The sequence below is a fragment of the Streptomyces sp. NPDC048277 genome, from assembly GCF_040652235.1.
Taxonomy (GTDB): domain Bacteria; phylum Actinomycetota; class Actinomycetes; order Streptomycetales; family Streptomycetaceae; genus Streptomyces.
On the sequence record NZ_JBEZLQ010000008.1, the window covers coordinates 240,230 to 265,376 of the forward strand.

The following is a 25,147-nucleotide window of genomic DNA, read 5'->3' on the forward strand; positions in this document are numbered from 1 at the left end:
TTTCCCGTTCATGTCCCCGTTCTTCACCGAGAACGCCCCGCGCCACCGGCCTGGTTCCGCCGCAGCTTCTCCGGTACGCCCACCCGCTCCCGCAGCCAGGTCAGCCGCGGCAGCTTGGCGCGCTGCTCGCCGGAGACCCGGTCCAGCTCCTCCAGCAGCCGGTGGGTGCGGTGCTCGGTGTCCAGCTCGTCGAGGAGCCGGTTGACCTCGGTCAGGACGGCGCCGAGCAGCTGCCAGTTCCGGTCGTCGCGGCGGATCTCCTCCTGGAGCAGTTCGGCGAGCTTGTCGCGGGTGCCGGCCGCGGTGTGCAGCTCGGCGGCGAGCCGGGCCTCGGCCGACTCGGCGCTCTCGCTGATGCTGGTGGTCACCAGCACCGCGAAGCTGACCACGGCGTCGGCGATCTGCGACAGCAGCTGCTCCACAGCCGCCCCCGCGTCCGGTGCGAACAGCGGCTCGGGTTCGCGGGCCTTGGCCAGGTCCGTGAAGGTGCGGGCCAGCACCCGCAGCACGACCGTGCAGATCTCCAGCGTGTCCAGGCCGGTGCGCAGCACCACCCGGTGCAGCAGCCCCTCCCTGACCCTCGGATTGAGCCGCAGACTGTCCTCGGCCTGCCGCAGCGCCGCGTCCACCTCGACGATGGCGTGGTCCAGCCTGCGGGCCTCGTGCAGCCGCTCCGCCGCCCGCTGCCACGGGGTGAGCTCCACCGCCTCGTCGCCCATCCGCAGCATCAACTGCCGCAGCCGGCGTGCCAGCCCCTCGATCGACTCCCCGGCCTCGTCCACCCACACCGGGGGAGGGAGCAGGAAATTGCAGGCCATCCCGACGACCGCGCCGATCAGGGTCTCCACGATCCGCGCCCAGGCCGTACTGCTGATGGTGGTGACCCCGAGCACCAGCATGGCGCTGATCGCCACCTCGGGGATGTACTCGTCGACCCGCACCAGGTGCCCCACCGCCAGCGAGGCCACGATCAGCAGGGCCAGACTCCACCAGGTCAGCCCCACCAGCTGGCTGAACGCGATGGCGACCAGCACACCGGCCACCACCGAGTTGACCCGGCGGAAGCCGTTGGTGAGCGTGGCGTACAGGGTCACCTGGACGACCAGCAGCGCGGTCAGCGGGGCGGTGAGCGGCGCCGGTTCCGGACTCAGACGGAGCGCGACGACATACGCGATCGTGGCCGCGGTGGCCGATCGCAGCGTCTGGACGACCACCGGGTCCCGATGGAGCCGCCGCAGTTGCGGCAGCCTCTCGGCCCACTTCTGTACGTCTTGCATCTCTTGGCCTGTTCCCGCTCGTGTGTCACGTCGAACGTATTTTCCACAGATCACTCACGCGCGCTAGTGCCTGGATGACCAGAGCGGATTACGGAGCGTTTCCGAAGGCCGCGCCCGGACACCGGCAACCGGACGCCCCGCCGACGCGTCTCCTGCACCCGGGGCGCCGAACGGCCAAGAGAGACAGAGGGGTTGGGACGTTGAACTGGGGAGTGGTGCTGTGCACGGTGGCGGGCCTCGGGCTCCTCGTGGCCGCGGCGCACGAGAGCGTGGTGGTACGGCGCCTGCGGCGGCACGGGACGCGCACCTGGGGAGTCGTCGTGGACAATGTGCGCACCCACGACAGCGACGGGCCGAACTGGATCCCGGTCATCGCCTTCACGGACCGCTCCGGCTACCGGGTGGAGTTCTCGCCACGGGTGCGCGGGACCGGCATGGGGCTGCCGACGGGACGGCAGGTGGAGGTCGTGTATCTGGCGGCGAACCCGCAGATCGCCAGGGTACGCATGTGGCGGCACCTCGTGGGTCCGCCGGTGTTCCTGACGTTCGGCGCGGTGGTCTTCCTGGCCGTCGGGGCCCTCATCGCCGCAACGAGCTGACCGGACGGCCCCCGGGCCCGCGGTGAACCGGTTGGGCGAGGGCCCCAGGCCTGCGGCACTGTGCCTCGGCGGCAGCCTTGGGTCGGTGGTGGCCTCGGGGCGGTGGTGGCCCGGCTTGGTGGCTGTCTCGGGGGGTGTGGTGCTGTGTCTGGGTGGCAGCCTTGGGTCGGTGGTGGCCCGGCTTGGTGGCTGTCTCGGGGGGTGTGGTGCTGTGTCTGGGTGGCAGTCTCGGGTCGGTGGTGGCCCGGCTTGGTGGCTGCCTCGGGGGGTGTGGTGCTGTGCCTTGGTGGCAGCCTTGGGTCGGTGGTGGCCCGGCTTGGTGGCTGTCTCGGGGGGTGTGGTGCTGTGCCTTGGTGGCAGTCTCGGGCCGGTGGTGGCCCGAGCCGGTGGCAGTCTCGGTCTGTGGTGCTGTGTCTTGGTGGCGGTCTCAAATCTGCGGCGCCGCGCCTCGGTGGCAGCCCCGGGTCTGCCGCGCCGCGCCTCGGTGGTAGATCCGGCCCGCAGTGCTCCGTCTCGGTGGCGGCCCGGCCCCTCGGTCGGCCCGCCGCCCGCGAAATGGTTGCGCACCGGACGACCGTGATCGGATACGGTCGGGCGGCATCGGACGGTTCGGTCGTAGGGGGAGCCGATGGGACTCGCCGGCATCGGATCGGCACGGGCCGCGGCCGCCCTGCGCCATGTGGCCGCGCTCTCCTCGGGGCCGGCCCTGGACCCCGCGCTGCGTATCACCCTGAACTTCCACCCCGACCGGCTCTCGGCCGGGCTGCCGGTCCTCCAGGCGCTGGCCCGGGACGGCGCCTACCACTCGCAGTTCGTCACCGGCACCGGCAACGGGGGGCTCACCGCCTTCCCGGGCGGTGACCGCTGGCGCTGGGAGAGCCGGATCTTCGGCGGGGCCTACGACGACGCCCGCCCGGCCGAGCGACCGGTGTACGGCGCCCTGAACTTCCGCCGCCAAGTCGTCGGCGCCGCCCCGCGGTTCGGCTCCTCGCACCTCAGGCTCACCGGCCCGGCACTCCACCGCGCCACCTTCTGCTACCCCGACAGCGCCGCCGAGCCGACGGACTTCGGCGTCGCCGCCGGAACGCGCCTGCTCGCCCTGGCCGAGGCCGACGAGCAGGACGCCCTGAACGACTACGTCGAGACCCAGGTGCACGGCGGTGTACGGCTCGACCGGGACGTGGAGGCCCTGGTCCTGGACGCCGGTTACCGGAACACCCCCGTGGAGACGGCGGCCCGCCGACTGCCCTTCCCGGTGGAATGGCACCCCGGCTACCGGCTCACCGTGCCCGACCTGCGCCGCCACGCCGACTACCGGGGCCCGGAGTACGCCGAACTCGGCGCCCGGATCGCCGAGAAGGGCGTCGTCGACCCCCGGATCATCGGCGACGCGGCGCGCACCGGCCGGTACGGGATCCAGGACCTCAAGATGGTCTGGCACACCCTCGCCCGCTTCGGCGCCCCGGCAGGCGCCGGCACCGCCTACTCCGCCGGCGCGGGCGGCCACACGCCGGGGACCAGCACGCCCAGGGCGTAGGCGCGGGCGACCAGTTCGGTGCGGTTGGCCGCGTCCCAGCGGGCCGACAGCCGGCGCAGATGGTAGGTCACGCCGTCCTTGCTCAGGCCCAGCTCACGGGCCGCGTGCGCCGTGGTGGCGCCGCTCGCGAGGAGCGCCAGCACCCGTCCCTCGACCCGGGTGACCCGCGCGGGCTCCGCCTCGGGCGCCTCGCGCTCGCCGTCCACCCGCAGCATCACCAGCAGCGCCGGCGTCTCACCCACGGACTCGCTCACCGGGTCCGCCGTCAACTCCCCGTACCGCTCGGTCCCGTCGGGCGTCCGCCACCGTACCGACACCTGATAGCGCGAGCGGTGCCGCAGCCGCAGCGCCTCGGCGATCCGTTCCACCTGGGCCTCCTCCTGCGGGCGGAACAGGTCCAGCACGTCCCGGCCGCGCAGCCGCCCCGGTGTCGTACCGCACTCGGCGGCCATGGCCGGGTTGGCGAGCACCACCAGGCCGTACACATCGCACACCGCGACCGGCACCGCCACCCGGTCGAACAGCGTCAGGGCACGATTGCGCCACACCACGCCGTCGAGCCCGCCCGCCTCCATGCCCACCTCAGCCCCTTTCTCCTTCATCCAAGGCGACCACCCAGGTCAGAGGCAACCTCACCGGCCCGGCGCAAGAGCCCGCGGGCACTTTCGACTGCACGATCGTGTAGTGCGACGGCATCGCGCCCGGCCCCGGGAGGACCACGCTGGATCGCAGGATCTCCGTACCGCGAAAGGCAGTTGTCGCGCCATGCCCCCCACCGCGCCGCACACCGACACCGCAGACCCCCTGACCGGCGTCCCCGTCGTCGACATCACCGCCACCGGACCCGGCCGTACCCCGATCCAGCAGGTCATGGATCTGATGCGGGAGCACGGGCCGGTCCTCGTACGACGGCTGCACGGACGGGACGCCCTGTTCGTCGCCGACGCGGACCTGGTCGCCGACCTCGCCGACGAGCAGCGGTTCGCCAAGCACATCGGGCCCGCCCTGGAGAACGTGCGGGCCTTCGCCGCCGACGGACTGTTCACCGCCTACAACGACGAGCCCAACTGGGCCAAGGCGCACGACATCCTCATGCCCGCCTTCGCCCTCGGCTCGATGCACACCTACCACCCGGTGATGCTCAAGGTCGCCCGGCGGCTGATCGACTCCTGGGACCGGGCCGCCCGTGACGGACGCCCGGTCGACGTCCCGGACGACATGACCCGGATGACCCTCGACACCATCGGCCTGGCCGGCTTCGACTACGACTTCGGCTCCTTCGAGCGCGCCGAACCCCACCCCTTCGTCGAGTCCATGGTCCGCTGCCTGGAGTGGAGCATGACCCGCCTGGCCCGCAGGCCCGGCACGGACCACTCGGCGGCCGACGCGGCCTTCCGCGACGACGCCGACTACCTCGCCCAGGTCGTCGACGACGTCATCGCCGCCCGCACCGGCACCGACCAGAGCGGAGCCGGGGACCTCCTCGGCCTGATGCTCTCCGCCCGGCACCCGGAGGACGGCACCACCCTGGACCCGGCCAACATCCGCAACCAGGTCATCACCTTCCTCATCGCGGGGCACGAGACCACCTCCGGCGCGATGTCCTTCGCCCTGTACTACCTGGCCAAGCACCCGACCGCGCTCCAACTGGTGCAGCGCGAGGTGGACGCCCTGTGGGGCGACACGCCCGACCCGGAGCCGACGTACGACGAGGTCGGCCGCCTCACCTACACCCGGCAGGTGCTCAACGAGGCGCTGCGGCTGTGGCCGACCGCGGCCGCCTTCGGCCGGCACGCCCTCGACGACACCCTGCTCGGCGGCCGGATCCCGCTCAGGGCCGGCCAGGCCGTCACCGTGCTCGCCCCGATGCTGCACCGCCAGCCGGTCTGGGGCGACAACCCCGAACTCTTCGACCCCTCCCGGTTCACCCCCGAGGCCGAGGCGGCCCGCCCGGTACACGCCTTCAAGCCCTTCGGCACCGGCGAACGCGCCTGCATCGGACGGCAGTTCGCCCTCCACGAGGCGACCATGCTGCTCGCCATGCTGGTGCACCGCTACCGGCCGCACGACCACGCCGACTACACGCTCACGGTCAAGGAGACCCTCACCCTCAAGCCCGAGGGCTTCACCCTGACCCTCACCCCGCGCACCCCCGCCGACCGCCGCCACCGGCCGCTGCCGGGGGCGCGGCCGGCGGTCACCCACGACACCCCCGAGACGGCCGCCCTCCCGGCCCGCGTCCGCACCGGCACCGGCGCCCTCCTGCTGCACGGCAGCAACTACGGCACCTGCCGCGGCTTCGCCGCCCGGCTCGCCGACGAGGCGGCCGAGATCGGCTGCGCCACCGAGGTGGCGGCCCTGGACGCGTACGCCACCGGTCTCCCCACGGACCGCCCGGTCGTCATCACCGCCGCCTCCTACAACGGCCGCCCCACCGACGACGCCACCGCCTTCGCCGCCTGGCTCGACTCCAACCCGGACCTGACCGGAGTGACCTACGCCGTGCTCGGCGTCGGCGACCGCAACTGGGCCGCCACCTACCAGCACTTCCCGACCCGCGTGGACGCCCGCCTCGCCGAACTCGGCGCCACCCGTCTCACTGGCCGGGCCGCCGCCGACGCCTCCGGCGACCTGACGGGCACGGTCCGCGCCTTCACGGCCGGACTGCGTACCGCCCTGCTGGAGCGGTACGGCGACCCCGACGCCGCCCCCTCGGCGGAGCCGGAGCCCACCGCCGCGTACGAGGTCCGCACCCTGGCCGGCGGCCCTCTCGACGCCGTCGCCGAACGCCACGACCTCGTGCCCATGACGGTCACCGAGGCCTACGACCTCACCGCCGCCTCCCACCCCCGCACCAAGCGCTTCCTGCGGATCGCCCTGCCCGAGGGCGTCACCTACCGCACCGCGGACCACCTGACCGTGCTCCCCGCCAACGCCCCGGAGCTGGTCGCCCGCGCGGCCACCGCCCTCGGCGTCGGCCTCGACACCGTCCTGGACATCCGTGCCAGCCGCCCGCGCCGCGACGGCCTCGCCGTCGACCGCCCGCTGACGGCACGCCAACTCCTCACCCACCACGTGGAGTTGCAGGAGCGTCCCAGCGCCGGACAACTGTCCCTGCTCGCCGACGCCAACCCCTGCCCGCCCGAGCAGGCCGCCCTCGCCGCCTTGAGCGACGACCCGCGCACCCTCGTCGAGATCGTCGAGGACCACCCGGCCCTGCGCGGCGCCCTCGACTGGCCCCGGCTGCTGGAGCTCCTCACCCCGCTCAAGCCGCGCCACTACTCGATCTCCTCCTCGCCCACCACGGACCCCCGCCACGCCGACCTGATGATCTCCCTGCTGGAGGCCCCCGCCCGCTCCGGCAAGGGCACCTACACGGGCACCGGCTCGGGCCACCTCACCGGGCTGCGCCCCGGCGACACCCTGTACGCCCGCGTCCAGCCGTGCCGGGAGGCGTTCCGCATCGACGACAGCGCACCGGTGATCATGATCGCCGCGGGCACGGGCCTGGCCCCCTTCCGGGGCGCCGTCGCGGACCGCACGGCAGCCCTCGCCCAGGGCGCCCAACTCCCGCCCGCCCTCTGCTACTTCGGCTGCGACGCGGCCGACGCGGACTTCCTGCACACCGAGGAACTGCACGCGGCCCAGGCCGCCGGCGCCGTGTCCCTGCGCCCGGCCTTCAGCACCGAGGGCACCTTCGTCCAGCACCGCCTCGCGGCCGAGTCCGACGAGATCTGGGCCCTGCTGGCGGCGGGCGCGAAGGTGTACGTCTGCGGAGACGGCAGCAGGATGGCACCGGGGGTGCGCGAGGCGTTCCGCGCGATGTACCGCGACCGCACGCCTGCCGGAAACCCCGAGGAATGGCTGAACTCCCTGGTGGCGGACGGACGTTTCGTGGAGGATGTGTACGCGGCGTCCTGATCGACGTCCTGGTGAGGAGCGCCCCTTCAGGAGCGCGGGTCTGTATCGATATGCGGCTCCGCCGCGTGGGCGCGACCAGCCCCCACCGGCCGTTGACCCGCGCGCGACCCGCACCCCTACGGCGCGACCCGACGCCCCTCCTTAGCTCACAGCGTGAACTAAGGGTTGGGAAAATATCGCTTCCCGCTGCCCGAAGGAGTATGTTGCAGGTCGGGAAGGGTTCGTGAAGGGAGCCACATGGCGGGGCGGAACGGGCGCACGGTACGCGACCTCAGGAGGGCCAACCGCACGGCCGTGCTGCAGCGGCTGTACTTCGACGGCCCCCTCAGCCGCTTCGAGCTGGGCCCGGCCACGGGCCTGAGCTCCGGCTCGGTGAGCAACGTGGTCGCCGACCTGGTCGCGGACGGCCTGGTCGAGGAGGCCGGCAGCGTCGACTCCGACGGCGGCCGCCCCCGCACCCTGCTGCGCGTCGCCCCGCACAGCGGCCACATGATCGGCGTCGACGTCGGCGAGACCCGCGTCCGCGTCGAGCTGTTCGACCTCACCCTCACCGAACTCGCCCGCGCCGAGCGTCCATTGGAACAGCAGGGCTACGACGTCGAGGTGATCGTCGGCCACATCCGGGACGGCATCGCGGAGGTCCTCGCGACCCAGGGCGCCGACCCCGAACTGCTGCTCGGCGTCGGTGTGGGCGTGCCCGGAATCGTCGAGCACACCGCCGACCGGGGTGCCGTCGTGCACGGCCAGACCATCGGCTGGGACGCCGTCCCGCTGGAGGAGCTGCTCCGCTCCGGCAGCCAACTCCCGGAATCCGTCCGGTACTTCATCGACAACGGCGCCAAGACCCTGGGCCAGGCCGAGATGTGGTTCGGCGCGGGGCGCGGCGCGGACAACGCCGTCGTGGTGCTGTTCGGCTCCGGCGTCGGTGCCTGCCTGGTCACCGCCGAGGTGGAGCACGGCCGGGCCGTCGAGTGGGGGCATCTGACGGTACGGGTGCGGGGCCGCCGCTGCCGCTGCGGCGCGCTCGGCTGCCTGGAGGCGTACGCCGGGGCGGAGTCGCTGCTCGCCCGCTGGCGCGAGGAGGGCGGCCGTCCGGCGGAGGGCCTCGACGAGGAGACCGCGCTCACCGCGATGCTCGCCGCCGCCTACCCGCCCGAGGGCACCGAGCCCGACCCGGTGGCGCTCGCCGTCCTGGAGGAGACCGCCGAGTACCTGGGCGCCGGCCTCTCCGACCTGATCAACCTCTTCCAGCCCGAGCGGATCCTGATCGGCGGCTGGGCCGGCCTCCAGCTCGGCGCCCGCTTCCTGCCCGCCGTACGCCGCTACGCGACCACGTACGCGCTGCGCCACCCCGCCGAGCAGGTCACCATCGACCTCGGCCGGCTCGGCCCGGACGCGGTCACCGTCGGCGCCGCGATCCTGCCCCTCGCCGACTTCTTCTCCCGCGGCGGCCGCCGTGCGGAACCGGCGACCGAGGACCGGCTCCCCGCCTGGCGCACGGCGCTGGAGGAGCGCTCCCCACGCTGAGACGCCCTGAGACGCGCTGAGCCGGGTCCCGTTTCAGGGCTCCGCGGCGAGGTACTCGCGTACCGCCCGGACGACCGCGACGACGCCGGCCTCCCCGACACCGGCGAGGCCGGGACAGGACCCCGGGGTGCACCGCGCTCGGGGGCGGTACACCCCGGGGATCCGCTGCCGGACGAGCCGTCCGACTGGTGACGAGAGCCCTGCCGACGGCACCCGCCTGTACTGCGCCGACCACGGCCCGGCGATACGAGAACGCCGGGCACGGCCTGTTCAGGACCCACGCCGGGCAACTGACCGCGGACCTGCGGGAGTTCATCGGCGCCGAGAGCGGGGCGTGACGCGCGGCCGGGTGTCAGGCGAACGCGTTCACGCCCGTCAGCTCCGCCGACAGGTCCCACAGCCGGGCGGCCTGCTCCGGATCGACCGCCCAGGCCTGCACGCCGTTCTGCGCGCCCTCCACGGCGGGCTCGGCGATGTCGCAGTCCTCCAGGTAGACCCCGCCCATGCCGTCCAGCTGCGGGGAGGTGGCCGCCCAGGTCTGGGTGGCCGCACCCTGCGCGGGCGTCTTGAAGCCCTGCGGGTTCAGCACGGTGCCCTGCTCGTCGATCCAGCCGCGCTCGATCATCTCCTCGCGGGGGATGTGCCGCTGCAGCGGGGTCATGATGCCGCCGGGGTGGAGGGAGAAGGCACGTACACCGGAGTCCCGGCCGAGCCGGTCGAGGTGCACGGCGAACAGGACGTTCGCGGTCTTGGCCTGGCCGTAGGCCGCCCACTTGTCGTAGCCGTGCTGCCACTGGACGTCGTCCCAGCGCATCCCGTGGAAGTGGTGGGCGCGGGAGGAGACCGACACGACGCGGGCGCCGCCGGGCTCGATGGCCGGCCAGAGCCGGTTGACGAGGGCGAAGTGCCCGAGGTGGTTGGTGGCGAACTGGGCCTCCCAGCCGGGCCCGACCCGGGTCTCGGGGCACGCCATGATCCCCGCGTTGTCGATCATGAGGTCGACGGTCCGGCCGGAGGCCAGGAACCGCTCGGCGAAGGCGCGCACGCTGTCCAGGTCGCCCAGGTCCAGCTCGTCCACCTCGACCCGGTCCAGGCCGGACAGCGCCTCCCTGGCGGCCTCGGCGCGCCGCGCGGGGACGACGACCTGGGCGCCCGCCTTGGTGAGGGCCCTGGTGGTCTCCAGCCCGAGCCCGGAGTAGCCGCCGGTGACGATCGCGAGCCTGCCGCCCAGGTCGAGGCCCGCCAGGACGTCGTCGGCGGTGCTGTCCGCGCCGAAGCCGGAACCGATCTTGTGCTGTGGAGTCGTGGTGTTCATGACTTGAACGCTACGAATTGGAGTGCGCTCGAAGTCAAGCGAAAAGCCCCGGCCGCGACGGGGGATTCGCGGCCGGGGCGGTCAGGTGGTGGGCACGGATGGCGGTCGCCTCTCGGCGAAGGGCTCCACAGGGCTTCAGCCGAACGATCGTCCCTGTGGGCAAAAGGTGAGGCCCGGGGACACTGTCCCATCCGCACCCACGGCTGGTTCAACGGACAACCACCGTCCGGTGTTCCATGCCTCCACGTGATGCGTATCACCCGTCCCGGCTCCCGCCGCGGGCTCCCTCGTGTCTTCCTCAAGCGCGCGCAAACATCCGGGCAAGGTCCATCGCCACCTGCGCCGTCGGGGTGATTCCGGCCAGCCACTTCCGGCCGCGGAGATCTACCCTCGACTCATGACCGAGATAGCGAGCCCCCACATCTCCCAGCCGCGGATCCTGGTGCTCGGTGTCATGACCGGCAAGCCGGGCAGCGCGCCGTTCCGCATAGTGGAGATCGACGGTGAGGTGGTCTGCGAGGCGCGGACCATCACGGACGTGCTGTCGATCGCCGCGGCCTACGGCATCACGGTCCACGACCTGGACGACCCGGACGTGGTGCGCTGGGTGGGCGGGGACAAGTTCACCTGGGTGCCCCGCGGGCCGCGTCCCTAGTCTGCGACCGTCGCTCTCAGCCGACCGCCCACTTCTGGTTGGCACCGCCCGTGCAGGTCCAGATCTGCAGCCGGGTGCCGTTGGCCGAATTGTTCCCCGTGACGTCCAGGCACTTGTTCGCCTGTGGGTTCACGATGTCGTTCGCCGCGGAGACGGCCCATTTCTGGTTCGCCCCGCCCGTGCAGTCCCACAGCTGGACCGTCGTACCGTCCGCCGTGCCGTTGCCGGTGGCGTCCAGGCACTTGCCCAGCGCGCGGACGGTGCCGTCACCGCCGACCGTCCACTGCTGGGCGGCCGTGCCGTTGCAGTCGTAGAGCTGGACGGCGGTGCCGTTGGCGGAGTTCGCCCCGGCCACGTCCACGCACTTGCCGGCCAGCCCCTTGATGGCGACCCCGGCCGCGGTGTCGCCGGTCGTCACCGAGACGGAGTCCACGACCAGCTGCGCCGGGAAGGAGGTGGAGGCGTCCGGGTCGCCCGGCCAGTAGCCGCCGACGGCCAGGTTAAGGATCAGGAAGAACGGCCTGTCGTTGTACACCCAGGTCCTGCCGCCCAGGTCGGCGGGGGTGCGGGTCTCGTAGACGGTCCCGTCCACCGACCAGGTGATCGAGTTCGGCGCCCAGTCCACCGCGAACGTGTGGAAGGCGTCCGCGAAGGCCTGGCCGTTCGGCAGCGAGTAGGCCGCGCCTATGCCGCCGGAGCCGGAGTAGCCGGGGCCGTGGATGGTGCCGTGCACGGTCGAGGGCTCGAAACCGACGTTCTCCATCACGTCGATCTCGCCCGAGTCCGGCCAGTTCACCGGGGTGCCGAGCAACCAGAACGCGGGCCACATGCCCTGGCCGCGCGGGATCTTCATCCGGGCCTCGACATGCCCGTACCGGGCGTTGAACTTCCCGGAGGTGTTCAGCCGGGCCGAGGTGTACTGACAGGTGCCGTACCAGCACTGGTAGTTGGCGGGATTCTCCTTCCTGGCCGTGATGACCAGGTGGCCCTGGCCGTCGAGGGCCGCGTTGTCGGTGCCCGAGGTGTAGTACTCGCGCTCGTGGTTGTTGACGTTGTCGCCGGTCTCCAGATTCCACTTCGAGGAGTCCACCGCCGAACCGGCGGGGCCGTCGAAGGTGTCGGAGAAGGTCGTCACGGCGGCCGCGGCGGTGCCGGCGGCCTCGGCCCGGTGCGCGGGACCGACCGCGACGGACCCGACCAGTGCGGCGGACAGGGCGGCGAACAGGCAGCTGCGGAGCAGGCGTGGGGAGGCCACGGCTCGTCCTTCCGTACGGCGGCCGGATGCGGGGAGGCAGTCGGCCGAGGTGGGGGGTGAAGGCGTCGCCTCTTGATTTAAGAAGTGAGATAAGTCCGCGTCAAGAGTTTGGTACGGACCAGTACGGCCGGTGCGATCAGTGCGGGCCGGTGCGGGCCGGTGTTCACGCCTTGGGCTTGCGCGCGTGCACCGCCCGGCCGAGCCGACGGCCCAGCAGCAGCCAACCGATCAGCGCACCCGAGGTGTTGAGGATGACGTCGTCCACGTCGAAGGCCCGGCCGGGCACCAGCGCACCCTGCGCCATCTCCACCAGCAGCATCACGATGGCGGTGAGCGCCAGCACCCGCAGGACCCCCCGGGCGCCGGGCGCGAGGACCGGCACGAGGATCCCGAAGGGGAGGCCCAGCAGCACGTTCCCGCCGATCTGCTTGACGGTGTCACGGACCGAGGGCTGGTCCAGATAGAGCTTGATGGTGCTGCCGGGATGCAGATTGGTGTGTGCGATCGACACCGACGCCGGGGACGGGTCCAGGGTCAGCCGGGCCAGTACGGCGGCGAACGCCACCATCGCGACGAAGGCGCACGCCATGGCCAGCAGTCGCAGCGGAAGCGGGAGCGCACGAGGCTCGGCACCGGGCTTGGCGGAGCCGGCCGCCTTGCCGGAACCCCCCGCGTTGCCGGAGCCGCCCGCCTTGCCGGAATCGCCCGCCTTGGCGCCTGCGCCCTTGCCGAACCGGCCCGTCCTGGCGGTACCGCTCGCCTTGTCCGAGGTGCCCTTGGCGGTGCGGCCCGGTTTGGCGGTGGTGCCCTTGGCCGTGCCGCTCGGCTTGGTGGCGGTGGACTTCTTGCCGGCGGTGCTCTTCTTGGCGGTGGTGTTCTTCCCGCCGGAGCCGCCCGCCTTGGCGGCTGCGCCGGGCCTGCCTGCGGCGCCCTTTGCGGCGGTGGCGGCGGCCGGCTCGGCGCGGCCGGCCTTGAAGACGCGTGCGGCCCTGGCGAACATTCCGGCCTTCCTGCCGGTGCCCTCGTCCTTCTTCGTCCCCTCGTTCGTGTCGCCCTTGGTGGTGCGCGGGCGCGAGGTGGCGCTGGCCATTAGGTCCTCCACTCTTCAACTTTCCGGCGTAGTAAGCCAGTTACCCAGGAACCGCCGGAGGATGCCGCAGCCGCGACGACGGCCGGGGTGCACAAGCGGCAGCGCCGCGCTTCTGGCGCGGCGCTGCCGGGGCGCAGGGGCGTCCGGTCACGCGGTGCCGTAGGACACGTGCACCTCCGTGAAGCCGAGGGAGTGCAGCAGGCCCTCCAGCATCCCGGTGGTGTTGGTCTCGGCGCGGGTGGTCAGTCCGCTGTCCTTGGCCGCGTCCGAGATGTGCTTCACGGCGAGCTTCTGCACCGCCTGCTCGCTGTTGGGGTTGTCCGAGAACAGGTCGCCGAGCCGGTCGAGGAGACCGCGCTGCTTGGAGACGGTGTAGGAGTGGTCGGCGTCCAGCGCCGGCTTGCCGAGCTGGGCGTGCGGCAGTCGCAGCGTGGCCTCGGTGCGGTCGGCGTTGACCGTCACGTCCTTCTGAGCGATCTTCCCGAGGTCGACATAGGCCTCCACGGTGCCCGCCCCGACGTACAGCGTGCGGGTGCCGCGGATCGCGCTGGGCAGGTACTTGGCGTCCTTCTCCAGGTCCACGACGACCTGGAAGTTGCCGGCCGCGGCATCGTAACGGCTCATGTCCTGGATGGACTTGAGCAGCGCGGGACCCGTGTTGTCGCGGGACTCCGTGCCGAACAGGTCCTTGATGCCCGGCAGTACCGCCAGTTTGATCCCGGCGAACAGCACCACGAGCACCAGCACGAACGCCGTGACCACCTTCGCCCAGCCGGGCATGCGCCGGGGCAGGGCCCTGACCGGAGTCTGAGTCTCCTTCGTGGAGCTCTCCTTGGTGGAACTCGCCATGTGACGGCCCTCCTTTCAACGAGACGAATGCCCGGCAAAAGCCTTGTCAGACCGTGTTGTTGGCTTATTGAGACAGCTGACGCAGGACTGGTACACGCTTTAGCGTGGTGTGACTGCCCGTCGGCGTGCCAGGAGCCCCGGATGACCGCAGAAAGCACCTCCCGGCCCTTATGTCCCATGCACCGCATGACGTATCCCGAGTCCGGTCCGCCGCGGCCCGCGACCCTGGACACCGGCACCCCGGTGTGGCTCGTCACCCGCTACCACGACGTCCGCCAGGTCCTCATGGACGCCCGCTTCGACCGGAGCTCCCTGCATGCCGAGGACGCCCCGCCGCTGCTCGCCGTACCGAACCTGCTGAGTGACCCCGACGGACTGGTGAACCAGGACGGTCCCGGTCACCAGCGGCTGCGCGGCACGGTGCAGCGGGCGTTCACCCCGCGGGCCGTCGCCCGCTGGCGCCCCTGGGTGGGGTCGGTGGTCGAGTCGCTCCTCGACGAACTCGCCGCCACTCCTCGGCCGGCCGACATCGTCGAGGGATTCACCCGGCCCCTCCCCGTGTCGGTGATCTGCCGGCTGATGGGCCTCGACCACATCGACCGCGAACGCATCCGGCACTGGGCCGACCACGCGCTGTCCGGGGGAGCGCACACCGCGGAGGAAGTCGTCGGCGCCATGCGGGAGTTCGCCGCCTTCGGGGCCGAAGTGGTGGCGCAGCGCCGGGCCCGGCCCGGTGACGACCTGGTCAGCGGTCTGGTGGCGGCGGGCGACTCGCTCGGCATCGAGGAGCGCCAACTCGTCCGTCTGGTCTGCGGTCTGGTGGTCGCCGGGCACGAGACCACGATGTCCGCGCTCGGCAACATGGTCGTCTACCTCCTGACCGACGGACACGCCGACTGGCCCTCGCTCGCGGTGGACGAGGAGGGCGCGGCGACGGCGGCCGAGCAGCTGCTGCGGACCGTACCGATCAGCGAGGGCCGGGTGCTGCCCGGGCTGCTGCGCAGGGCCGTCCAGGACACCGTGGTCGGAGGCGTCAGCATCCGGGCGGGCGATGTCGTCGCCGTCCAGACCAACTCGGCGAGCCGCGACCCCGATGTCTATCCGTCGGGACCGCCCGACCTCACCGCGCCCCTGCCCGTACCCGGCGTGATCTTCGGCGCCGGACCCCACCACTGCCTGGGCGCCTGGCTGGCCCGGCTGGAGATCACCCTCGCCCTGCACCGGCTCGCCGTCCGCTTCCCCGGCCTGCGCGCGGAGTTCACGCCCACGACGATCGACTGGCGCGAGGGTCAGCTGACCCGCAGTCCGAGGCACCTGCCCGTGTCCTGGTGACCTCTGCCGGACCGCCGTTCACAACTCCGGTCAGGCGGCCCGCACGGCCACTTCCGCGATCCGCCGTGCCGACGGCGATCCCGGGTCCGCCGTCACGAGGACGACCTCCTGGTCGTCCTCCGGCACCAGCAGGACGTCGCAGTTCAGCCGTAGCCGCCCCAGCTCCGGATGGTCGACGACCTTGGCGCGGTGCCCCGGGGCGTGCACCGGATGTGTCGCCCAGATCTGCCGGAACTCCTCGCTGCCCGCCCGCAACTCGCCCAACAGCATGGCGAGTTGCACGTCCTGCGGATACCGCTCGGCGGCCCGCCGCAGCCGGGCCACCACGATGTGCCCGAACTCCTCGGCGCCGGTGCTCTCGTACATCCGTCCCTGGCCGAGGAAGCGCCGCCGCGCCAGGTTGGTCGTACCGTGCCCCAGATCGCCGCCGAGCAGCAGCTGGGCGAGGGGGTTCCAGGCCACCAGGCCGTAGGCCGCGTCGGTGACGATCGCCGCGGTGTCGGGCAGCCGTTCCAGCATCCGGGCCACCTGCGGGCGCACCTGCCGCAGCGCCGCGGTGCCGGGCGGCGGCGCGGCCGAGCCGGCGAGGCGGAACAGGTGGCTGCGCTCGGCGGGGGCCAGTCGCAGGGCTCCGGCCAGGGCGTCCAGGACGCGCGCGGAGGGCCGGGGACCACGGGCCTGCTCCAGGCGGATGTAGTAGTCGACGGACATATGGGCCAGCTCCGCGACCTCCTCGCGGCGCAGGCCGGGCGTGCGGCGCGGGACGGTGCCCGTCGGCAGCCCCACCGTCCGCGGGTGCAGTCCCGCCCGGCGCTCCCGCAGGAAGCGGGCCAGTTCCTGCCTCGCCATACCGCGACCTCCCGGGTCCGCCTGGTACAGGTGGTCCCTGGCAGGACGGACGCGGCCGGGGAACCGTGGCTGTCATGAACGATCGCACAGCACTTGTCACCGGTGCCAACAAGGGCATCGGTCTGCAGATCGCCCGGCTCCTCGTGGCGGAGGGCTTCACCGTCCACGTCGGTTCCCGGGACACCGGGCGCGGGGAGCGGGCCGTCGCGGAGCTCGGCGGGGGCGCCCGGCTCCTCGTCCTCGACGTCACGGACCCCGGCGGCGTCGAGCGCGCCGCCGCCCGGGTCGGGCGCCTGGACGCGCTGGTCAACAACGCCGGTGTCCAGCCGGTGACCGGCCCGCCCGGAGACACCGGCGCCGAGGACTTCCGGCGGACGTACGAGACCAATGTCTTCGGCGTCGTCGCGGTGACCAACGCCTTCCTGCCCGCCCTGCGCCGCTCGGCCCACCCCCGCATCGTGAACGTCTCCAGCGGTACCGCGTCCCTCACGTGGAGCACCCACCCCAATCCGCAGTTCGCCCACGGCAGCCCCAGGTCCGCCGCCTACCGCTCCTCGAAGGCCGCGCTCAACGCGCTGACCGTGTTCTACGCCCAGGAACTGGCCGGGACCGGGATCAAGGTGAACGCCCTCGCCCCGGGACGGCGGGCCACCGACCTGGTCCCGGGGATCACCGGGGGCGGCGATCCGGCCGAGGCCGCGCGCGGGGCCGTACGGCTGGCGCTGCTGCCCGACGACGGGCCGACCGGCGGGTTCTTCTCCTGGGACGGCTCACCCGTTCCGTGGTGAGAGCCGCACGGTCCGTAGCATGAGCCCGTACCCCGTGATGATCATGCGAGGAGCGGATCGTGCGAGACATCGCCGTCTTCAGCGGCAGCGCCCACCCCGAGCTGGCCGAGGAGGTCTGCGCGCACCTCGGGGTGCCGCTCAGCCCGACCCGGGTCAGCAGGTTCGCCAACGACTGTCTGGAGGTGCAACTCCAGGCCAACTGCCGGGAGCGGGACGTCTTCCTGATCCAGCCCCTGGTCCGGCCGGTGCAGGAGCACCTGGTGGAGCTGCTGCTGATGTGCGACGCGGCCCGGGGTGCCTCGGCCGGCCGGATCACCGTCGTCATGCCGCACTACTCCTACGCCCGCTCCGACAAGAAGGACGCCCCGCGTATCTCGCTGGGCGGCCGACTGGTCGCCGATCTGCTGGTGGCGGCGGGCGCGAGCCGCGTCCTCGCGATGACCCTGCACGCCCCGCAGGTGCACGGCTTCTTCTCGGTGCCGGTCGACCATCTGCACGCGCTGCGGGAGCTGGCCGCCCACTTCCGGCGCTACGACCTGACGCGCACCACCGTCGTCTCGCCCGACCTCGGCAACGCCAAGGAGGCCGCCGCCTTCGCCCGGCTGATCGGCGCTCAGGTGGCGGCGGGGGCCAAGCAGCGGTTCGCCGACGACCGGGTCACGATCAGCTCGGTGATCGGCGAGGTGACCGGGCGGGACGTCATCGTGCTCGACGACGAGATCGCCAAGGGCAGTACGGTGCTCGAACTGCTGGACCGGCTACGGGACTTGGGGCCGAGGTCCATCCGGGTGGCGTGCACGCACGGGCTGTTCGCGGCCGGGGCGCTCAAACGGCTGAGCGAGCAGCCCGACGTGCTGGAGATCGTCTGCACCAACACCGTGCCGGTGCCCGCGGAGGAACACACCGACAAGTTGCGGATCCTGTCCATCGCCCCGGCGCTGGCCGAGGCCGTACGCCGTATTCACAACGGCGAGTCCGTGAGCGCCCTGTTCGACGAGCCGCGCAACGTCTAGACAGGAAGGAGGAGTTGTAGCGCCGACCCGCGCTCGGCGGCACCGAGGCGGAACGGGAGGCCCCCAGTGGCGAAGGCCAGGTTCGAGCGGACGAAACCGCATGTGAACATCGGCACCATCGGGCACATCGACCACGGCAAGACGACGCTCACCGCGGCGATCACCAAGGTGCTGCACGACAAGTTCCCCCAGCTCAACCCCTTCACCCCGTTCGACCAGATCGACAAGGCGCCCGAGGAGCGGCAGCGCGGCATCACCATCTCCATCGCGCATGTCGAGTACCAGACCGAGCGCCGGCACTACGCGCACGTCGACTGCCCGGGCCACGCCGACTACATCAAGAACATGATCACCGGGGCCGCCCAGATGGACGGGGCGATCCTGGTGGTCGCGGCCACCGACGGGCCGATGCCGCAGACCAAGGAACATGTGCTGCTGGCCCGTCAGGTCGGCGTGCCGTACATCGTCGTGGCCCTCAACAAGACGGACATGGTCGACGACGAGGAGATCCTGGAACTGGTGGAGCTGGAGGTGCGCGAGCTGCTCACCGAGTACGAGTTCCCCGGCGACGACGTCCCGGTGGTCAAGGTCTCCGCGCTCAGGGCCCTGGAGGGCGACCCCGAGTGGACCGCCGCCCTGCTCGAACTCCTCGACGCCGTCGACGAGTTCGTGCCCGAGCCGGTACGGGACGTGGACCGGCCGTTCCTGATGCCGATCGAGGACGTCTTCACCATCACCGGCCGGGGCACGGTCGTCACCGGCCGGATCGAGCGCGGTGTGCTGCGGGTCAACAGCGAGATCGAGATCATCGGCATCCACCCGCACAAGACGAGGACCACGGTCACCGGCGTCGAGATGTTCCGCAAGCTGCTCGACGAGGGCCGGGCCGGGGAGAACGTCGGACTGCTGCTGCGCGGGGTCAAGCGGGACGACGTCGAGCGCGGCCAGGTCGTCATCAAGCCCGGATCGGTCACCCCGCACACGGAGTTCGAGGCGCGAGCGTACATCCTCTCCAAGGACGAGGGCGGCCGGCACACGCCGTTCTTCGAGAACTACCGCCCCCAGTTCTACTTCCGCACCACCGACGTGACCGGAGTCGTCACCCTGCCGCCGGGCACCGAGATGGTGATGCCGGGCGACAACACCACCATGCACGTCCAGCTGATCCAGCCGATCGCGATGGAGGAGGGGCTGAAGTTCGCGATCCGTGAGGGCGGACGGACGGTGGGCGCCGGCCAGGTGACGAACATCCTCAAGTAGTCGGCGAGGCGCACTGCATGAAGCGCCGTCACAGTGTCCCGGACGTGGCCTCCGGCTGGCCCAGGGCCGCGTCCAGGGTCGCCAGCGGCGGCAGCAGCCGCGACAGCCCCGTCACCTTCAGCACCCGCAGGGTCAGCGGGTGCGTGCACACCAGCTGGAGCTGTCCGTCGCGCTCCAGCACCCGGCTGCGCGCTCGGTACAGCAGCCGCAGCCCCGAGCAGTCGAAGAACTCGACGCGCAGCAGGTCGACCACCACCCGGACGCCCTCCCGCGCGGTCACCAGGTCCAGGTGGGGCGCGATCTCCGTCGCCGCGGCGATGTCGATCTCCCCCCGGAACTCCAGCACCGTGCAGCCGCGCTCCTGGTGGATACGCAGGTGCCGGGTGAGCGGCGCGGGATCCTGCCGGGGTTCCTGGCGCACGACGACATCACCTCCCACCCCTGCCGGTCCAATTCCGTTCCCCGCACTGCAAGTTACCCTCGATGGAGGGAATTTGAGCATGTTCGATTGACATATGTCTGCTGCTTCGGCACGCCATTTTCTGTGGCGTGCGCGACAGTCAGGGAACGTGCACGTGGGAGCGATACCGCTCGCCTAGGACAGTGCGTGCCACGCCTTGCTCAGCGCCCGGCGGAACTGCTCCTCCTGGTGCGCGGTGAGCTCGCGGACCATCCGCTCCTCCAGTTCCCGCACCGGACCGGCGACCTCGGCGAGCAGCTCGCGCGCGGCGTCGGTCAGCAGGATCAGCAGCTCGCGCCGGTTGTGCGGGTTCCGCTCCCGGCGGATCAGCCCCCGGCTCTCCAGTGAGCGGACGAGGTCGGCCATCGACTGCGCGGTCACGAACGAGTCCCGGGCCAACTGGGCCGCCGAGAGTCCGTCGTGCCGTTCGAGCACGGTCAGGGCCGTGTACTGCAGCGCGGTGATCCCGGCGGGCTTGACCAGCTCGTCGAGATGGGAGCGCACCACGAGCTCCACCTGCTTGACCATGTACAGCAGTGAGGGGCGAGTCTTTGTACCGACCATGCGTGCACCCTAGACCATTGACAGGAATCCTGTCTGTAACCAGACTGCGGACCAGACGCGAGACCAACAGGAATCCTGTTTGTTGAAATCTTGGAGATCAGGGCCGCGGGCGCCCTCGATGCCATCAACACTGGGAGTGGGCCAATGACGACCACCTTCGAGCACGGACCGGGGCAGCTGTTCATCGGCGGACAGTGGCGGGAGGCCGCCGACGGGGCCCGGACGGAGGTGACCGACCCGGCCACCGGCCAGGTGGTCACCACCGTCGCGGAGGCCGGCGCCGCCGACGTCGACGCCGCCGTCCGCGCCGCACGTGAGGCCTTCGACACGGGGGACTGGTCGGGGCTCAGCGGCCGGGAGCGCGGCCGGGTGCTGCACCGGATCGCCGAACTGATCCGGCAGAACGCCGAGGACATCGCCGCCCTGGAGAGCCTGGACGTAGGCAAGCCCATCACCCTGGCCGGCGCCGTCGACGTCACCAACGCGGCCAACGACTACGAGCACTTCGCCGCCCTCGCCCACTCCCTGGACGGCGCGGTCCGGGACGTCCCGCTCAACGCCCTCGCCTACACCCGGCGCGAGCCGCTCGGCGTGGTCGCCGCGATCACCCCGTTCAACTTCCCCCTCATCCTGGCCGGTTCGAAGATCGGCCCGGCCCTCGCCGCCGGCAACACGATCGTTCACAAGCCCGCCGACGAGACCCCGCTCAGCGCCCTCTACATGGCCCGTCTGTTCCAGGAGGCGGGCGTCCCCGACGGCGTCGTCAACGTCGTCACCGGCGCCGGACCGGTCGCGGGCGAGGCCCTGCTCCGCCACCCGGGCGTCGACAAGGTCGCCTTCACCGGCTCCACCGCCATCGGCCGGCACGTGGCGAGCACGGCGGGGGAGGCGCTCAAGCCGGTCACCGTGGAACTCGGCGGCAACGCGGCCCACCTGGTCTTCGAGGACGCCGACCTGGAGAAGGCCGTCGGCGCGGTGATCAAGGCGTTCGTCTTCAACACCGGCCAGTTCTGCATGGGCGGCCCCCGGCTCCTCGTCGCCCGCCCCGTCTACGCCACCCTGCTCGGCATCCTCGCCGAGGCCGTCCCCGGCGTCCCGGTCGGCGACCCGCGCGACCCGGCCACCGTGGTCGGCCCGATGGCGGGGGAGAAGCACCTTCGCAAGGTCGAGGAGTATGTCGAACTCGCCCGCAAGGAGGGCGGCCGCATAGTCTGCGGCGGCGAACGCCTCGATCTGGACGGCGGCTTCTACTACCGGCCGACGGTCGTCGCCGACCTGCCGAACGAGTCCCGGGTGATCCAGGACGAGATCTTCGGACCCGTCCTCACCGTGCAGCCCTTCGACACCGAGGACGAGGCCGTCGCCCTCGCCAACTCCACGCCGTACGGCCTCGCTTCGGGCATCCAGACCGGCAACCTGGCCCGCGCCCACCGGGTCGCCGCCCGCCTCCAGGCCGGCATCGTCTGGGTCAACGACTGGGCGATGCTCGACCCCGCCGTCCCCTTCGGCGGCGTCAAGGCCTCCGGCTTCGGCCGCGAGTACGGCCCCGAAGCCCTCGACGCCTACACCAAGGTCAAGTCCGTCGTCGTCTCGCTCGACTGAGCCCCGCAGACCAGGAGTTCCGTACGATGTCCATCACCACCCGAGCCGCCGTCGTCGAGTCCGGCGGCGCGCCCTTCACCCTCGCCGACGTGGAACTCGACCAGCCGGGGCCGTACGAGGCGCTCGTCCGCATGGTGGCCACCGGTCTGTGCCACACCGACCTCAGCGTGGCGAGCGGCGGGCTGCCCTTCCCGCTGCCCGGGGTCCTGGGCCACGAGGGCGCCGGTGTCGTCGAGGCCGTCGGCTCCGCCGTCACCGGCGTGGCCCCCGGCGACCATGTCGTCCTGTCCTTCACCTCCTGCGGCGACTGCCGCAACTGCCACGGCGGCCACCCCGCCTACTGCGCCACCTGGCTGCCGCTCAACCTGATCGGCGGCCGGCGTGCCGACGGCACCCACACCGTGAGCCGCGACGGCGAGCCGCTCGGCGGCCACTTCTTCGGCCAGTCCTCCTTCGCCGAGCGGGCGTTGGTGGACGAGCGCAGCCTGGTCAAGGTCGACCCGGACGTCCCGCTGGAGTCGATCGCCCCGCTCGGCTGCGGGGTGCAGACCGGGGTCGGCGCCGTGTGGAACGTACTGGAGCCGGCCGCCGGCAGCACGATCGTCGTCCTCGGCGCCGGAGCGGTGGGCCTGTCGGCGGTCATGGCCGCTGCGCTCACTCCGGCCACCACGATCATCGCCGTCGACCGGGTCGCCGAACGCCTGGAACTGGCAAGGGAGTTGGGCGCCACGCACACCGTCGACGCGACCCAGGAGAGCCTTCCCGACGCCATCGGGCGCATCACGGACGGGGCCGGCGCCGACGGCATAGTGGAGACGACCGGCAGCACCGCCGTCCTCCGGCAGGGCGTCGACGCGCTGGCCGCCCGCGGCACCCTGGTCGTCGTCGGCGCCCCGCCCTTCGGCACCGAAGTGCCCCTGGACGTCAACGGGTTGCTGGCCGGCAAGCGGATCGTCGGCCTGACCCTCGGCGACAGCGAGACCCAGGCCTTCATCCCGGCCCTGGTCCGGCTGGTCCGCGAGGGGCGGCTGCCGCTGCACCGGCTGATCAGCACCTACCCGTTCGCCGAGATGGACCGGGCCGTGCAGGACATGAGCACGGGCAAGGCGATCAAGCCCGTGCTCGTCTTCTGAGCCCGGCCGGTCCGTTACCGGTCCATCACGAGGACCAGCTTGCCCGTGGTCCGGCCGGTGCCGCCCAGTTCGTGCGCCTTGGCGGCATCGGCCGGCGGGAAGGTCCCCGCGACCGTGGCCCGCAGCTTCCCCTCCTCGACCAGGCCGGCGATCGCCCGCATCCCGGCCCGGTCGGCGTCCACCAGCATCCGCACCGCCCGCACGCCCAGCCGCTCGGCCTCCTCGTACAGGTCCGCCGAGCCCACCGGCAGGATCGACACCAGGACCCCGCCGGGCCGCAGCATCCGCAGCGAGGCCACCGAGGTCTCGCCGCCGAGCGTGTCGAGCACGACGTCGACGTCCCGCACCGCCTCGGTGACATCCACGGACCGGTAGTCGACCGGCTCGTCCACGCCGATCTCCCGCAGGAAGCCGTGCTTGCCGGCGCTCGCCGTGCCGATCACATACGCCCCGCGCGCCTTAGCGATCTGCACCGCCACATGACCGACCCCACCGGCCGCCGCATGGACCAGCACCCGCTGCCCCGGCCGTACGTCGGCGTACTCCACCAGCGCCTGCCAGGCCGTCAGCCCCACCAGCGGCAGCGCGCCCGCCTGGACGTGGTCGATCACGGCCGGCTTCGGCACCAGGGCGCGGGCGGGGACGATCACGTACTCGGCGTGCGTGCCGTGGCCGTACGGGTAGGGCGCCATCCCGAAGACCTCGTCACCGGGCCGGAAGGCGGCGACGCCGATCCCGGTCTCCTCGACCGTGCCGGAGACGTCCCAGCCGAGGACGAAGGGCGGCTCGCCCAGGAAGACGCCGAGCTCCCGGTGCTTCCAGTCGGTCGGGTTGAGCCCCGCCGCCCGCACCCGGACCAGCACCTCGTTGGGGCGCGGCTCCGGCCGCGCCACCTCGATCACCTTCAGCACCTCGGGACCGCCGAGGACGTCCTGGCTGACCGCACGCATCGTGTTGACATCGTTCATGGTCACCCAGCCTGCCGGGGTGTGCCCGCCCGGGAAATGGCACGATTGCCAAGCTTCGATGGGATCGTGCCAGCGCTGCCGAGGGCGGCCCCGGGTGACTCAGCGGCTCATGTGCAGCGCGACCAGCAGCTGCCAGACCTGGTGCGCCACCTCGTCCGGGCCCGCGTCGAGCAGGCCGTGCAGCCAGTCGGCCAGCACCCCGGCGAAGGTGGCCGCCACCGCCGAGGCCACCAGCGGGGCGTCCGCCGCGCCCGCCAGCTCCCGCTCGGCCAGGCTGCGCGCCCGCAGGTCCCGGTGCAGCACCCGGCCCAGCGGACCCCCGCCGCCCGGCGCGAGCAACTCCCGGTACAGGGCGGTGTGCGGGGTCAGCCCGGCGAAGAACTCCAGCAGTGCGGGCGGCGCGTGCACCGGATCGGGCCGCCCCCGCCAGGCGTGCAGCGCGTCCACGGCGTCCCGTACGACATCCGCGCAGGCGTCCACCGCCAGCGCCTCCAGGCCGTCGTAGTGGACGTAGAACGTGGCCCGGCCGACCCCGGCCCGGCGTGCCAGCGCGGCCACCCCCACCTCGGCCAGCGGCCGCTCGGCGCACTCCGCGAGGAGCGCCGCCCGCAGCCGGGCCCGGGTGCGGGCGGCCCGCGGATCCTCGACGGGCGGGCGGGGTCCCGGGTCGGTCATCGGGCGGCGAGGACGGCGGCCAGGGCGAGCGCGCCGGGCAGCGCCTGGGCGAACAGGATCCGCCGGTTGGCCGTGACCGCCCCGTACACCCCCGCGACCACCACGCACGACAGGAAGAACACCTGGGCCCGGAAGCCCGTCGGGTCGGCCGCGACCAGCCCCCACACCAGGCCGGCCGCCAGGAAACCGTTGTACAGACCCTGGTTCGCCGCCAACGGCGCGGTGCGCCGGGCCAGTTCCGCGTCGAAGCCGTGGAAGCGCATCCCCGGCGCCTTCTGCCACAGGAACATCTCCATCACCAGGATGTACGCGTGCAGCGCGGCCACCAGGCCGACCAGCACGTTCGCCAGGATTTCCATGATCGTGGACCCTCCCCTTCTCTTGAACAGGTGTCCACTATAGCTGGACAGGTGTCCAGGAGTGCGCACGAGAGCGGAGCGTGACGGAATCCTCACTTCCTCATGGTTGTCGAGGTTGA

24 protein-coding genes are annotated in these 25,147 nt (G+C 72.2%); 12 read left to right on the forward strand and 12 right to left on the reverse strand.

The window, feature by feature from the left end:
• Positions 1 to 23: 23 nt before the first annotated feature.
• Positions 24 to 1,277 carry an FUSC family protein gene (locus AB0D85_RS19885; RefSeq protein ID WP_362321770.1) on the reverse strand — a complete coding sequence of 418 codons (1,254 nt, stop codon included), beginning with the start codon at positions 1,275 to 1,277 and terminating at the stop codon, positions 24 to 26.
• 200 nt (positions 1,278 to 1,477) lie between these two features.
• On the opposite strand from AB0D85_RS19885, the gene AB0D85_RS19890 reads away from it, so the two are divergent.
• Together AB0D85_RS19890 and AB0D85_RS19895 are read left to right on the forward strand one after the other, a co-directional pair.
• Positions 1,478 to 1,876, forward strand: a complete 399-nt coding sequence (locus tag AB0D85_RS19890; protein ID WP_362321772.1) for a DUF3592 domain-containing protein — start codon at positions 1,478 to 1,480, stop codon at positions 1,874 to 1,876.
• 628 nt (positions 1,877 to 2,504) lie between these two features.
• Positions 2,505 to 3,413, forward strand: a complete 909-nt coding sequence (locus AB0D85_RS19895; protein ID WP_362321774.1) for a DUF3626 domain-containing protein — start codon at positions 2,505 to 2,507, stop codon at positions 3,411 to 3,413.
• On the opposite strand, the gene AB0D85_RS19900 is transcribed toward AB0D85_RS19895, so the two are convergent.
• The gene (locus tag AB0D85_RS19900; RefSeq protein ID WP_362321989.1) at positions 3,359 to 3,988 is read right to left on the reverse strand and encodes a PAS domain S-box protein; all 630 of its coding nucleotides are present in this window, start codon (positions 3,986 to 3,988) and stop codon (positions 3,359 to 3,361) included. The genes AB0D85_RS19895 and AB0D85_RS19900 overlap by 55 nt on opposite strands.
• 190 nt (positions 3,989 to 4,178) lie before the next feature.
• Between AB0D85_RS19900 and AB0D85_RS19905 the strand changes: the two genes are divergently transcribed.
• From AB0D85_RS19905 to AB0D85_RS19915, 3 genes are all read left to right on the forward strand, one after another.
• Positions 4,179 to 7,334, forward strand: a complete 3,156-nt coding sequence (locus tag AB0D85_RS19905) for a cytochrome P450 (RefSeq protein ID WP_362321776.1) — start codon at positions 4,179 to 4,181, stop codon at positions 7,332 to 7,334.
• A gap of 237 nt (positions 7,335 to 7,571) precedes the next feature.
• Positions 7,572 to 8,861: an ROK family transcriptional regulator gene (locus AB0D85_RS19910; protein WP_362321778.1), complete on the forward strand. Its 1,290-nt coding sequence runs from the start codon at positions 7,572 to 7,574 to the stop codon at positions 8,859 to 8,861.
• Positions 8,862 to 9,049: 188 nt separating this feature from the next.
• Complete coding sequence (locus AB0D85_RS19915; protein WP_362321780.1) at positions 9,050 to 9,199, forward strand: hypothetical protein; 150 nt, start codon at positions 9,050 to 9,052, stop codon at positions 9,197 to 9,199.
• A 14-nt stretch (positions 9,200 to 9,213) separates the two neighbouring features.
• Here the strand turns inward: AB0D85_RS19915 and AB0D85_RS19920 are convergent, their stop codons facing one another.
• A complete protein-coding gene (locus AB0D85_RS19920; protein WP_362321783.1) occupies positions 9,214 to 10,176 on the reverse strand; it encodes an SDR family NAD(P)-dependent oxidoreductase in 963 nt (320 codons plus the stop codon).
• A gap of 397 nt (positions 10,177 to 10,573) precedes the next feature.
• Between AB0D85_RS19920 and AB0D85_RS19925 the strand changes: the two genes are divergently transcribed.
• Entirely contained in the window at positions 10,574 to 10,831 is a 258-nt protein-coding gene (locus AB0D85_RS19925) for a hypothetical protein (protein ID WP_362321785.1), read from the forward strand.
• A 16-nt stretch (positions 10,832 to 10,847) separates the two neighbouring features.
• Here AB0D85_RS19925 and AB0D85_RS19930 read toward each other — a convergent pair whose 3' ends face one another.
• The 3 genes from AB0D85_RS19930 to AB0D85_RS19940 form a co-directional block, all read right to left on the reverse strand.
• Complete coding sequence (locus tag AB0D85_RS19930) at positions 10,848 to 12,086, reverse strand: family 16 glycosylhydrolase (RefSeq protein ID WP_362321787.1); 1,239 nt, start codon at positions 12,084 to 12,086, stop codon at positions 10,848 to 10,850.
• 163 nt (positions 12,087 to 12,249) lie between these two features.
• On the reverse strand, positions 12,250 to 13,176 hold the full coding sequence (locus tag AB0D85_RS19935; RefSeq protein WP_362321789.1) for a VanZ family protein: 927 nt from the start codon (positions 13,174 to 13,176) through the stop codon (positions 12,250 to 12,252).
• Between the two features lie 147 nt (positions 13,177 to 13,323).
• Positions 13,324 to 14,025 carry a DUF4230 domain-containing protein gene (locus AB0D85_RS19940; RefSeq protein WP_362321791.1) on the reverse strand — a complete coding sequence of 234 codons (702 nt, stop codon included), beginning with the start codon at positions 14,023 to 14,025 and terminating at the stop codon, positions 13,324 to 13,326.
• 141 nt (positions 14,026 to 14,166) lie between these two features.
• On the opposite strand from AB0D85_RS19940, the gene AB0D85_RS19945 reads away from it, so the two are divergent.
• A complete protein-coding gene (locus AB0D85_RS19945; RefSeq protein WP_362321793.1) occupies positions 14,167 to 15,357 on the forward strand; it encodes a cytochrome P450 in 1,191 nt (396 codons plus the stop codon).
• 30 nt (positions 15,358 to 15,387) lie between these two features.
• Here the strand turns inward: AB0D85_RS19945 and AB0D85_RS19950 are convergent, their stop codons facing one another.
• Complete coding sequence (locus AB0D85_RS19950; RefSeq protein WP_362321795.1) at positions 15,388 to 16,206, reverse strand: helix-turn-helix transcriptional regulator; 819 nt, start codon at positions 16,204 to 16,206, stop codon at positions 15,388 to 15,390.
• A 74-nt stretch (positions 16,207 to 16,280) separates the two neighbouring features.
• Between AB0D85_RS19950 and AB0D85_RS19955 the strand changes: the two genes are divergently transcribed.
• From AB0D85_RS19955 to tuf, 3 genes are all read left to right on the forward strand, one after another.
• On the forward strand, positions 16,281 to 16,994 hold the full coding sequence (locus tag AB0D85_RS19955) for an SDR family oxidoreductase (RefSeq protein ID WP_362321797.1): 714 nt from the start codon (positions 16,281 to 16,283) through the stop codon (positions 16,992 to 16,994).
• Positions 16,995 to 17,053: 59 nt separating this feature from the next.
• Complete coding sequence (locus AB0D85_RS19960) at positions 17,054 to 18,007, forward strand: ribose-phosphate pyrophosphokinase (RefSeq protein WP_362321799.1); 954 nt, start codon at positions 17,054 to 17,056, stop codon at positions 18,005 to 18,007.
• Positions 18,008 to 18,073: 66 nt separating this feature from the next.
• The gene (tuf, locus tag AB0D85_RS19965; RefSeq protein WP_362321801.1) at positions 18,074 to 19,267 is read left to right on the forward strand and encodes an elongation factor Tu; all 1,194 of its coding nucleotides are present in this window, start codon (positions 18,074 to 18,076) and stop codon (positions 19,265 to 19,267) included.
• A gap of 28 nt (positions 19,268 to 19,295) precedes the next feature.
• Here tuf and AB0D85_RS19970 read toward each other — a convergent pair whose 3' ends face one another.
• Positions 19,296 to 19,688 carry an anti-sigma factor antagonist gene (locus tag AB0D85_RS19970; RefSeq protein WP_362321803.1) on the reverse strand — a complete coding sequence of 131 codons (393 nt, stop codon included), beginning with the start codon at positions 19,686 to 19,688 and terminating at the stop codon, positions 19,296 to 19,298.
• A gap of 174 nt (positions 19,689 to 19,862) precedes the next feature.
• Positions 19,863 to 20,291 (reverse strand): MarR family transcriptional regulator, encoded by a 429-nt coding sequence (locus AB0D85_RS19975; RefSeq protein ID WP_362321805.1) that lies wholly within the window; start codon positions 20,289 to 20,291, stop codon positions 19,863 to 19,865.
• 144 nt (positions 20,292 to 20,435) lie between these two features.
• Here AB0D85_RS19975 and AB0D85_RS19980 point away from each other — a divergent pair, with 144 nt between their 5' ends.
• A complete protein-coding gene (locus tag AB0D85_RS19980; protein WP_362321807.1) occupies positions 20,436 to 21,893 on the forward strand; it encodes an aldehyde dehydrogenase family protein in 1,458 nt (485 codons plus the stop codon).
• A gap of 26 nt (positions 21,894 to 21,919) precedes the next feature.
• Positions 21,920 to 23,026, forward strand: a complete 1,107-nt coding sequence (locus AB0D85_RS19985; protein WP_362321809.1) for an NAD(P)-dependent alcohol dehydrogenase — start codon at positions 21,920 to 21,922, stop codon at positions 23,024 to 23,026.
• A gap of 14 nt (positions 23,027 to 23,040) precedes the next feature.
• On the opposite strand, the gene AB0D85_RS19990 is transcribed toward AB0D85_RS19985, so the two are convergent.
• The 3 genes from AB0D85_RS19990 to AB0D85_RS20000 all read right to left on the reverse strand — a co-directional run bounded on the left by AB0D85_RS19990 (position 23,041) and on the right by AB0D85_RS20000 (position 25,028).
• Positions 23,041 to 23,994 carry an NADP-dependent oxidoreductase gene (locus AB0D85_RS19990; RefSeq protein ID WP_362321810.1) on the reverse strand — a complete coding sequence of 318 codons (954 nt, stop codon included), beginning with the start codon at positions 23,992 to 23,994 and terminating at the stop codon, positions 23,041 to 23,043.
• Between the two features lie 99 nt (positions 23,995 to 24,093).
• The gene (locus AB0D85_RS19995; protein ID WP_362321812.1) at positions 24,094 to 24,669 is read right to left on the reverse strand and encodes a TetR/AcrR family transcriptional regulator; all 576 of its coding nucleotides are present in this window, start codon (positions 24,667 to 24,669) and stop codon (positions 24,094 to 24,096) included.
• Complete coding sequence (locus tag AB0D85_RS20000; RefSeq protein ID WP_362321814.1) at positions 24,666 to 25,028, reverse strand: DUF1304 domain-containing protein; 363 nt, start codon at positions 25,026 to 25,028, stop codon at positions 24,666 to 24,668. Before AB0D85_RS20000 ends, AB0D85_RS19995 begins: the two co-directional genes overlap by 4 nt.
• Between the last annotated feature and the right edge of the window lie 119 nt (positions 25,029 to 25,147).

What these genes read in the sequence shown, in the direction of transcription:
- AB0D85_RS19925 (WP_362321785.1), top strand. Translation starts at nt 10,574, where the DNA reads ATGACCGAGATAGCGAGCCCCCACATCTCCCAGCCGCGGATCCTGGTG.
- AB0D85_RS19940 (WP_362321791.1), bottom strand. Translation starts at nt 14,025, where the DNA reads ATGGCGAGTTCCACCAAGGAGAGCTCCACGAAGGAGACTCAGACTCCG.
- AB0D85_RS19995 (WP_362321812.1), bottom strand. Translation starts at nt 24,669, where the DNA reads ATGACCGACCCGGGACCCCGCCCGCCCGTCGAGGATCCGCGGGCCGCC.
- AB0D85_RS19935 (WP_362321789.1), bottom strand. Translation starts at nt 13,176, where the DNA reads ATGGCCAGCGCCACCTCGCGCCCGCGCACCACCAAGGGCGACACGAAC.
- AB0D85_RS19900 (WP_362321989.1), bottom strand. Translation starts at nt 3,988, where the DNA reads ATGGAGGCGGGCGGGCTCGACGGCGTGGTGTGGCGCAATCGTGCCCTG.
- AB0D85_RS19955 (WP_362321797.1), top strand. Translation starts at nt 16,281, where the DNA reads ATGAACGATCGCACAGCACTTGTCACCGGTGCCAACAAGGGCATCGGT.
- AB0D85_RS19885 (WP_362321770.1), bottom strand. Translation starts at nt 1,277, where the DNA reads ATGCAAGACGTACAGAAGTGGGCCGAGAGGCTGCCGCAACTGCGGCGG.
- AB0D85_RS19910 (WP_362321778.1), top strand. Translation starts at nt 7,572, where the DNA reads ATGGCGGGGCGGAACGGGCGCACGGTACGCGACCTCAGGAGGGCCAAC.
- AB0D85_RS19950 (WP_362321795.1), bottom strand. Translation starts at nt 16,206, where the DNA reads ATGGCGAGGCAGGAACTGGCCCGCTTCCTGCGGGAGCGCCGGGCGGGA.
- AB0D85_RS19895 (WP_362321774.1), top strand. Translation starts at nt 2,505, where the DNA reads ATGGGACTCGCCGGCATCGGATCGGCACGGGCCGCGGCCGCCCTGCGC.
- AB0D85_RS19975 (WP_362321805.1), bottom strand. Translation starts at nt 20,291, where the DNA reads ATGGTCGGTACAAAGACTCGCCCCTCACTGCTGTACATGGTCAAGCAG.
- AB0D85_RS19945 (WP_362321793.1), top strand. Translation starts at nt 14,167, where the DNA reads ATGACCGCAGAAAGCACCTCCCGGCCCTTATGTCCCATGCACCGCATG.
- AB0D85_RS19990 (WP_362321810.1), bottom strand. Translation starts at nt 23,994, where the DNA reads ATGAACGATGTCAACACGATGCGTGCGGTCAGCCAGGACGTCCTCGGC.
- AB0D85_RS19985 (WP_362321809.1), top strand. Translation starts at nt 21,920, where the DNA reads ATGTCCATCACCACCCGAGCCGCCGTCGTCGAGTCCGGCGGCGCGCCC.
- AB0D85_RS19980 (WP_362321807.1), top strand. Translation starts at nt 20,436, where the DNA reads ATGACGACCACCTTCGAGCACGGACCGGGGCAGCTGTTCATCGGCGGA.
- AB0D85_RS20000 (WP_362321814.1), bottom strand. Translation starts at nt 25,028, where the DNA reads ATGGAAATCCTGGCGAACGTGCTGGTCGGCCTGGTGGCCGCGCTGCAC.
- AB0D85_RS19905 (WP_362321776.1), top strand. Translation starts at nt 4,179, where the DNA reads ATGCCCCCCACCGCGCCGCACACCGACACCGCAGACCCCCTGACCGGC.
- AB0D85_RS19920 (WP_362321783.1), bottom strand. Translation starts at nt 10,176, where the DNA reads ATGAACACCACGACTCCACAGCACAAGATCGGTTCCGGCTTCGGCGCG.